The organism is Streptosporangium sp. NPDC049644, assembly GCF_040675205.1.
Classification (GTDB): domain Bacteria; phylum Actinomycetota; class Actinomycetes; order Streptosporangiales; family Streptosporangiaceae; genus Streptosporangium; species Streptosporangium fukuiense.
The window spans coordinates 1-6,875 of the sequence record NZ_JBFAOJ010000188.1 but is presented as its reverse complement, the minus strand read 5'-3'; the positions used below and the strand labels follow the sequence as shown (position 1 = coordinate 6,875).

Below are 6,875 nucleotides of genomic sequence, written 5' to 3'. Positions count from 1 at the left end.
ACCGCCCCCGCAGCGTCATGCACGGTGGCCAGCACCCCGAGGACAGGCTTGGCAGAGCCGAGCAACTCGGCCTCTTCCTTGGTGGGGTTGCGCGCGGTCAGCCGCTCGGTGACGTGATCGAAGCGCAGGTGCTTGACCGCCTGGAGGTGATGGCGCACCCCGCGCGCCAGTGGTTCGGGCTTGTCGACGTCGGTGCCCAACGCGATCTCCAGCGGGAACCACAGGGTCTCCACTGCCGACACCCGGCCACCCTGTCTGGCCACGCGTCGACGTGAGATCACCGGTGTCTTGTCTTCCACACCGAGCAGGCGGGCGATGTGGCGGGGAGCCGGAACGCGGGCAACGTCGGTGACCGTCTCGCCGTTCTCGGCCTGCTCGGTCACTGCCAGGCCCGGCCGGATGCGATCGGCGGTGCTCTCGGGACGGCCCTTCACGAACGAGCCTCGGCCGTGCTCACGCTCGATCCAGCCTTGCATGGCCAGCGTCTGAAGCGCCCGAACCACTGTCGTGCGACCCACGCCGAACTCTCTGACGAGCTGCGTCTCGGAGGGCAGCATGTCACCGGCCGCGTACTGCCCGGCCTCGATGCGCTCCTGAATCGTGCCCATCACCTGGGCATACTTCGGAGGGGCGAAATCCCTGCTCATCTTAACCGCCCGATCGCTCTTCCACTTGTCTGCACAAGCACAGTACCGGCTGAGGACAGTCCTGTCAGGAGGCGCGGCAGCCACAGGCGGCTACCTGGCCAGCCCCGCCAGAATCCTGATCCACACCACCCGCGCCTGAGCAGGCGACCACGCCTCACTATGAAATACGGTCACCCGATTTTTATCCTGAACCGTGCGCCGAATGAACGACAGCCCGCCCGCATCGCACAATTCGTAAAACGTCACCCGATGCTCGTGACAGGTCCAGGCCACTACCCGAACCCGCCCGAAACGGCGCGACCTATTCCAGGTCAAAGGCATGCATCCGGGAGCAGCTGGTACGAGATGATGCGCCATGCACGACGCTCCCTGCCGAGGAGAATTCCCGCTCATGATTCCTGCCGCTCGAAACGCACCGACCCGGCCGGGTCCACGGTGGCGTGAAAGATCACCCGCCGTGTCCAGTCGTCGGAGACGGTGCCGAAGTCGTAGACCCGGTGCGTGATGCGACCCCAGACTGTCGCGGGCGACTCCATCCGACGCAGTTCCGTACGGAGCGTGTCCATCGCGGTGGCCTGCCCCGAGCTGATCCCGCAGGGGCCGAGCTCGTCGGTTCCGCCAGAGGTGATGAACACCTCCCACTCGAACCTCTCGACGAGCTGTTCGGTGCCGCCGCAGTAGATGCAGTCCTCCTGCGCAGAGAGTTCCAGGTGCAGGCCCATGGCCGCCACGCATCCACGACGGGTGACGATCTTCCAGCCGCGCCCGTCGCACTCCGTGCACTTAACCGGTGTTGTCATGCTGGAAAGAATGTCCGGGCGAACTTTTTCGCCCTATCCCGCGCAGGTATACCACCGAGAATATAGAGTCCCGTTCTGCGGTGATGCGCCACTTCGGAACCAATGACCGGAGGATGGAATGCACGGGAACGCTTTCAATCCGATCGAGATTCCGGCATGGGTCTGGGACCGCGACGAAAGCCAAGAAATCCTTAAGAACCGTGACGTGATGGCGCTTTTCAACCTCGCGGTCAAGTACAGCGGAGCCAGTCAGATCCGCCTCAGCACGGCGACTGGAATAGCCCAGGGCCACGTGAGCCTGATCATCCGAGGGCGACGCCAGGTCACCGACCTAGAGGTCTATGAGCGCATTGCCACCGGCCTTGGCCTGCCCGATCATGCCCGCATGCTCTTCGGCCTGGCCCCGCTCGACCTCGCATCCCCCACCGGGGATCACGGCGACAACCACCAGGAGCAGGCCGACGAGCTGACGGCCCGGATCGAAGCCGCTACTGCCATCGACCCCGTCATGGTCATGATCCTCACCACCGAGACCAACAACCTGCGCCTTATGGACCGCCGAGTCGGTGGGGTTGCCATCGCCGAGAAGATGCGCGCCCAGATCGCCCAGGTGGAACGCGCCCACCGCCACGCGGTACGGCCTGGCATCCGCGCTCAGCTCGCCCAGGTCCTGGCTGAGACCTCATCGTTGGCCGGGTGGCAGGCCATCCACACCGGTGCGCTCAACGACGCCTGGGATCACTACGAGCAGGCCAAAGCCGCCGCCCGCGAAGCCGACGATCCCGCCGTTCTCGCCTACGTCTCGGCTGAACAGACCTATGTCCTGATGGAACTCGGGAGGCCGGCCGAAGCCACCGAGCTACTCCAGTACATCCACGCCACCCACCGCGACCACATCCCCGACCTGTTACGGACCTGGTTGTCAGCGGCCGAGGCCGAAGCCGCCGCGATCCTCGGTGACGAGACCACCTGCCGCGCGGCCCTCGACCAGGCCGCCGCCCTTCTACCGGCCGGTGACGCCGATGCGAGCATGCCCTACCTCTCCTTGGATGCTCACCACCTCGCCCGCTGGCGCGGCAACTGCCTGGTGCGCTTCGGCGACCCCGGCACCGTCGAAGATCTGCGCTCAGCCCTGGCGGGAATGGACGGCACCTACAACCGCGCTGAATCCGGAGTCCGCTGCGACCTGGGCCACGCCCTTCTGGCCAGAGGGGAACCTGACGCGGCCCAACCCCACATCCAACGCGCTCAGCAACTCGCGACCATGACCGGCTCCCGCCGCCAGCGCAAACGCATCGAGGAACTCGCCCGAGCGGTTAAGCGCTCGCTCCGTTAAGCCGGTCGCGCGCCGCGTACAGACCGATCAACGTCCCCGACGTCCAGATGTCACCGCGGGCGATCATCGCCGGAATCTCCGACATCGGCACCCACTCGATGAGATCGGCCTCGATCTCCCCGGTCGGACTCCCGACCAACTCGGCACCCCGCACCAGGAACAGATTGTGCTCCGAGTCGACCATGCCGGCCATCGGCTGGTAGGTGATCAGGTGCTCGATCTCCTTGGGCCGATACCCCGTCTCCTCTTCCACCTCACGAGCGGCCGTCGTCATGGCGTCCTCGCCCGCATCGACCAGCCCGCCAGGCAGCTCCCATCCCCAGCGATCGGCCAGGAACCGGTGCCGCCACATCAGGAGCACCCGGTTCTGCTCATCGACCACCACCGCGATGGCCGCTCGATCCAGATGCACCACGTGATGCTCGAACCGCTCCCCATCCGGGATCGCCACGTCCACCAGGCCCAGCCGGATCCACCGGTTGTCGTAGATCAGCCGCTCACCGTGCACGATCCAGCGCGTCTGCTCATCGTTGGTAGCCACACAGCGAAGTTACAGCCCAACATCCCCTACGTACACGGGCATCAGCGCAGCGCCAGCAGTCTGTTCCGAGACGAGGGATCAGACCGTCCTGGAGAATTGCCGAATTGTTCTTGTGATGATCAAGGCGACGGCGCGCCGCGCCGCCGCACGGCCCGCCGCCCGCACGCCTGGCCGGGCGTGCGGCGTGGGCGCCGGTCCCGGCCAGCGGCGGGAACGCGGGCCGCCCACCGTACGAAGCACCCGCCGTACCAAACCGCACCCGCCGACCAGGGATGCGCCGCCGCACAAATACAGCACGACGATCGCCATGCTGTGGCTGGCCATCACACGGGGTCGGGGGCGATCGAAGGCCCAGGACTTCGTACCTCAGTCCCGGTCCACCGAGCTACCTCATGCTGTACGTCCAACCATGTCGCTAGGAGAATACTCGGCATAGAATGAAAGAACTCAACACTGCGGCAAACATACAATTTCGCACTTATTAGAGACCGCCCATGATCGCCTCAAGCTCTTCGAGCAAGTTCTTAAACTGCTCTACTGTTGCCGACTCGAGCACAACTTTTTCCTTGCGAGCATAAAGTTCCATAAGTGCATGTTGTAGATTTTTCTTGGAAACATTGCGAGATATATTCACGTCGGGGAATATTGTGGAGACAATCTCGGCTTTGTCTTTTTTGGAAAAGAGATCTTCCAATTCTCGAATCTTTTCATTGTCGCATGCGCGAGGTAACATGATGCACCGTCCGGTGATGAGGGCGCCAAACTCGCGCTTATAGCGCTCATACTGCTTCTTTCCTTCAGCGTCACCATCGAGCAACACCAGAAAGCTTTTCCCCCACCCGATATGCAGTCTAATAAGTGCATCCAGAGAGCCAGCCCCTCCGCCGGGCACCATTTTGAGATTCGATCCGATACCAATGACTTCATTCATATAGCGCAGTGCGTAGAAGTCCGACTTACCTTCAACAAGAATCACTTCCGGTATGGGCTCAAGGAAGGATGGCCGATAATGAAGGACGTCGAGAACTGGTTGCACGTATGACGTCTGACCAGGATTTTCGCTGACAAATCTTCTATACTTGATTGCAGAAATTGAGATGCGCTCACTTACCTTTGCGGAGAGGTATGCAGAAAAATCTGCCGAACCAAGAGCGCTATTTTTTATTACATAAGCCGAATCGAGCCATCGAATGTTGATCAGGTGATGGCTGTGCGTACTGTAAATAAGATTACAGTCCTCGACCAGCTTTTCGAAGCTCTTCAGGAGCTCGGCTTGAGCGCTTGAGTGTAAGTTCGAAGCAGGTTCATCAAGCAATATAAGCGGCTTCGGTTCTGAGTCTGAAGTCTTCTGAAAGGACGTCATTAGGAGGAACATGAAGAACCAGCGGAATCCTAGACTTCGCTCAGAGAGATCGTGGTAGCCGTTGGAGTCTTTAATTTTTAGTTCGAGGAAAGGCGTGCCATCGGCTTCTAGGTCAGCATCGATCTGGACCTCTTGGGCCATAGGGGACCGTCCAAGAATCCGATTCCATCCGCCGAACACCGTTTCGGTTACCAATCGGCCCATGTCAAGAAGTATTGCATTCAGACTTCGGCGATCTGCTTTATCTGCTGACTGGAGACGTCTCACTACATGAGTTTCTAGTGTCGCCCCGTACCCAAGTCGCTCGATGATATTTTCGAATATCTCTCGATAGAATTGATTTCGGGTACGATTTCTATTGTGTCGCGCAACCATGGTAGCAGGGGTGACTGCATTGCTTAACGCGTCATTTGCATCGACCGCTTTATTGTCTGAAAGTATAAAGCGCTCTGGCAGTTCAAATAAAAAGTCAGGAAAATACCATATCTTGGGTAGTCTTTCTTGTACATATCGGATTATTCCTTGCCACTCCTCATCTCCCGAGCCATAGGTTCGGGGTTTCCGTTGCCTCCCTTTCGTGCCAACTATTCTGATGCCCCAAAGCGCAATATTCTTCTTTGAAGCAAAGCGTGAGTTCTCGAAGCTGTATCGCTCCTCAATGGAAATCTCGGACGGTACATTTGTGAGTCGTAGATCGTACTCCTGTAGCGCGTATTGCCATAGCTCTTGTTTGTCTTTTTCGTCGAGAGTCACAATGGCGGATATAGTTATCGCGTCGTTGAAATTTGCACGCTGAGAGACGGGTATCCATGACTCAGCACTTCGGCGCAACGCTATGCTGGGATTGATGGCCTCAACGTTTTTTGCGCCCCGAGAAAAGCAGAATATGGCTTCGAGTATGGTTGTTTTTCCACTCTCGTTCAGGCCGATGAGTGTCGTAACGCCTTGATTTAAAGGGAGCGTTAGATTTTGTATTCCTTTGTAATTATTGAATTTGAACTGCTTGTATAGCATGGATCACAATCCTCTTTGTGCTTTTAAGTCATGTTATCCGGCCACTGCACGCTTTGGGGTGGTTTATCCGGAATTTGTGGGTTTATCTTCGTGCTAGACCATACGCTGATCTCGGCCCATCTGCTGTAACACTTCAGGAACGCGTCTCAGCCACATCATCGACCTCTAGGTCGTCACGGCTTAACGAGGATGACCTGTAGTCGTCGGCAGTTTCGCGTGCTCAGAACGAAGGATCGTGTTGCAGGTCAAGGCGTTGCTAACGCTAGAAGCGGCGTTCCACTTCTACTCCGATGATCGCAGTTCGGCGTAAAGCAGCTCACGCAGCCCTTGTGGGATATGTGCGGGATGATCTTCTGTGAGAAGGTCCAGCAAAGATGCTTCTGCGCTGGTCAGAGCCGCTGTCGCCGCTTGGAACGTAGCCCTCTTGAAAACCGCTATGCCCCCGGCGGGGCACTCAGTTCCAGAATGATCGACGGTAGGCAACCGCAGGACTATGTTTGGCTGAGGTGAGCCTGATCATCCCGTCTGCCTCGACCCAGGCAAGCTCAGCGGACCAGTTCCTCCGGCTCAAGTCCGTCTGTGACCGCTGGCATCCAACGATCGAGGAACGGCGGCCAATCGACGTATACGCGAAGATGGGCTTGTGAGGTGCCCAGCAGATTCCGGACAGTCGGCTACATAAGCTGACAGAAGTCTGGAAGAGGTAGGTACATGACGAGGCGTCGCAGGCAGTTCTCACCTGAGTTCAAGGAAGAAGCCGTCCGCATGGTGCTGGACGGCGAGCGGACGGTCGCGTCGGTGGCGCGGGAGTTCGGGATCAACCCCGGCACCCTGGGCAGCCGCATAGGCTACGCCCATAAGGCGGCTGTCCGGAATCATCGAGGCCCCTCACTTGAGTGTCCGCGCATGACGGGGGCTGGATGCGTGCCACAGGCGGTGACCCGCATACGAGGGTAGCCCCGACGCAGACCAGAAGGCCATGCACGGCCTGTAGATCGGAAGCGGGGTAACAAGGCGAACCCTCAACGCCGGCGCTACCTAACCGTGCATGGCGATCGAACCCCAGCCAAAGCGGCCTAAGAACTCCTAGCAAAATGCGATCAGCGGGTGAGACGCCGCCAGCAGATGATTGCCAGAGCGAGGGTCAGGAAGGCCTCGTGGATGTCGTCGCGGA

The 6,875-nt window shown here is 59.4% G+C and carries 6 protein-coding genes; 2 read left to right on the top strand and 4 right to left on the bottom strand.

Going from position 1 to position 6,875, the window contains the following annotated elements; genetic code table 11:
• Together AB0J58_RS43790 and AB0J58_RS43785 are read right to left on the bottom strand one after the other, a co-directional pair.
• Window positions 1-608, bottom strand: a 608-nt coding sequence (locus tag AB0J58_RS43790; protein WP_364227485.1) for a GntR family transcriptional regulator, incomplete at its 3' end; no start/stop codon positions are given.
• A gap of 428 nt (window positions 609-1,036) precedes the next feature.
• Window positions 1,037-1,447, bottom strand: a complete 411-nt coding sequence (locus AB0J58_RS43785) for a hypothetical protein (RefSeq protein WP_364227483.1) — start codon at window positions 1,445-1,447, stop codon at window positions 1,037-1,039.
• 118 nt (window positions 1,448-1,565) lie between these two features.
• On the opposite strand from AB0J58_RS43785, the gene AB0J58_RS43780 reads away from it, so the two are divergent.
• Complete coding sequence (locus AB0J58_RS43780; protein ID WP_364227480.1) at window positions 1,566-2,783, top strand: XRE family transcriptional regulator; 1,218 nt, start codon at window positions 1,566-1,568, stop codon at window positions 2,781-2,783.
• On the opposite strand, the gene AB0J58_RS43775 is transcribed toward AB0J58_RS43780, so the two are convergent.
• A complete protein-coding gene (locus AB0J58_RS43775) occupies window positions 2,764-3,324 on the bottom strand; it encodes an NUDIX hydrolase (RefSeq protein ID WP_364227477.1) in 561 nt (186 codons plus the stop codon). The genes AB0J58_RS43780 and AB0J58_RS43775 overlap by 20 nt on opposite strands.
• A 481-nt stretch (window positions 3,325-3,805) precedes the next feature.
• Window positions 3,806-5,701 carry an AAA family ATPase gene (locus AB0J58_RS43770; RefSeq protein WP_364227475.1) on the bottom strand — a complete coding sequence of 632 codons (1,896 nt, stop codon included), beginning with the start codon at window positions 5,699-5,701 and terminating at the stop codon, window positions 3,806-3,808.
• 711 nt (window positions 5,702-6,412) lie between these two features.
• On the opposite strand from AB0J58_RS43770, the gene AB0J58_RS43765 reads away from it, so the two are divergent.
• A complete protein-coding gene (locus AB0J58_RS43765) occupies window positions 6,413-6,658 on the top strand; it encodes a transposase (RefSeq protein WP_364227473.1) in 246 nt (81 codons plus the stop codon).
• Window positions 6,659-6,875 lie beyond the last annotated feature (217 nt).

Bases quoted from the DNA above. Each gene is read 5' to 3' on its own strand.
- AB0J58_RS43780 (WP_364227480.1), top strand. From the start codon at position 1,566: ATGCACGGGAACGCTTTCAATCCGATCGAGATTCCGGCATGGGTCTGG.
- AB0J58_RS43770 (WP_364227475.1), bottom strand. From the start codon at position 5,701: ATGCTATACAAGCAGTTCAAATTCAATAATTACAAAGGAATACAAAAT.
- AB0J58_RS43765 (WP_364227473.1), top strand. From the start codon at position 6,413: ATGACGAGGCGTCGCAGGCAGTTCTCACCTGAGTTCAAGGAAGAAGCC.
- AB0J58_RS43785 (WP_364227483.1), bottom strand. From the start codon at position 1,447: ATGACAACACCGGTTAAGTGCACGGAGTGCGACGGGCGCGGCTGGAAG.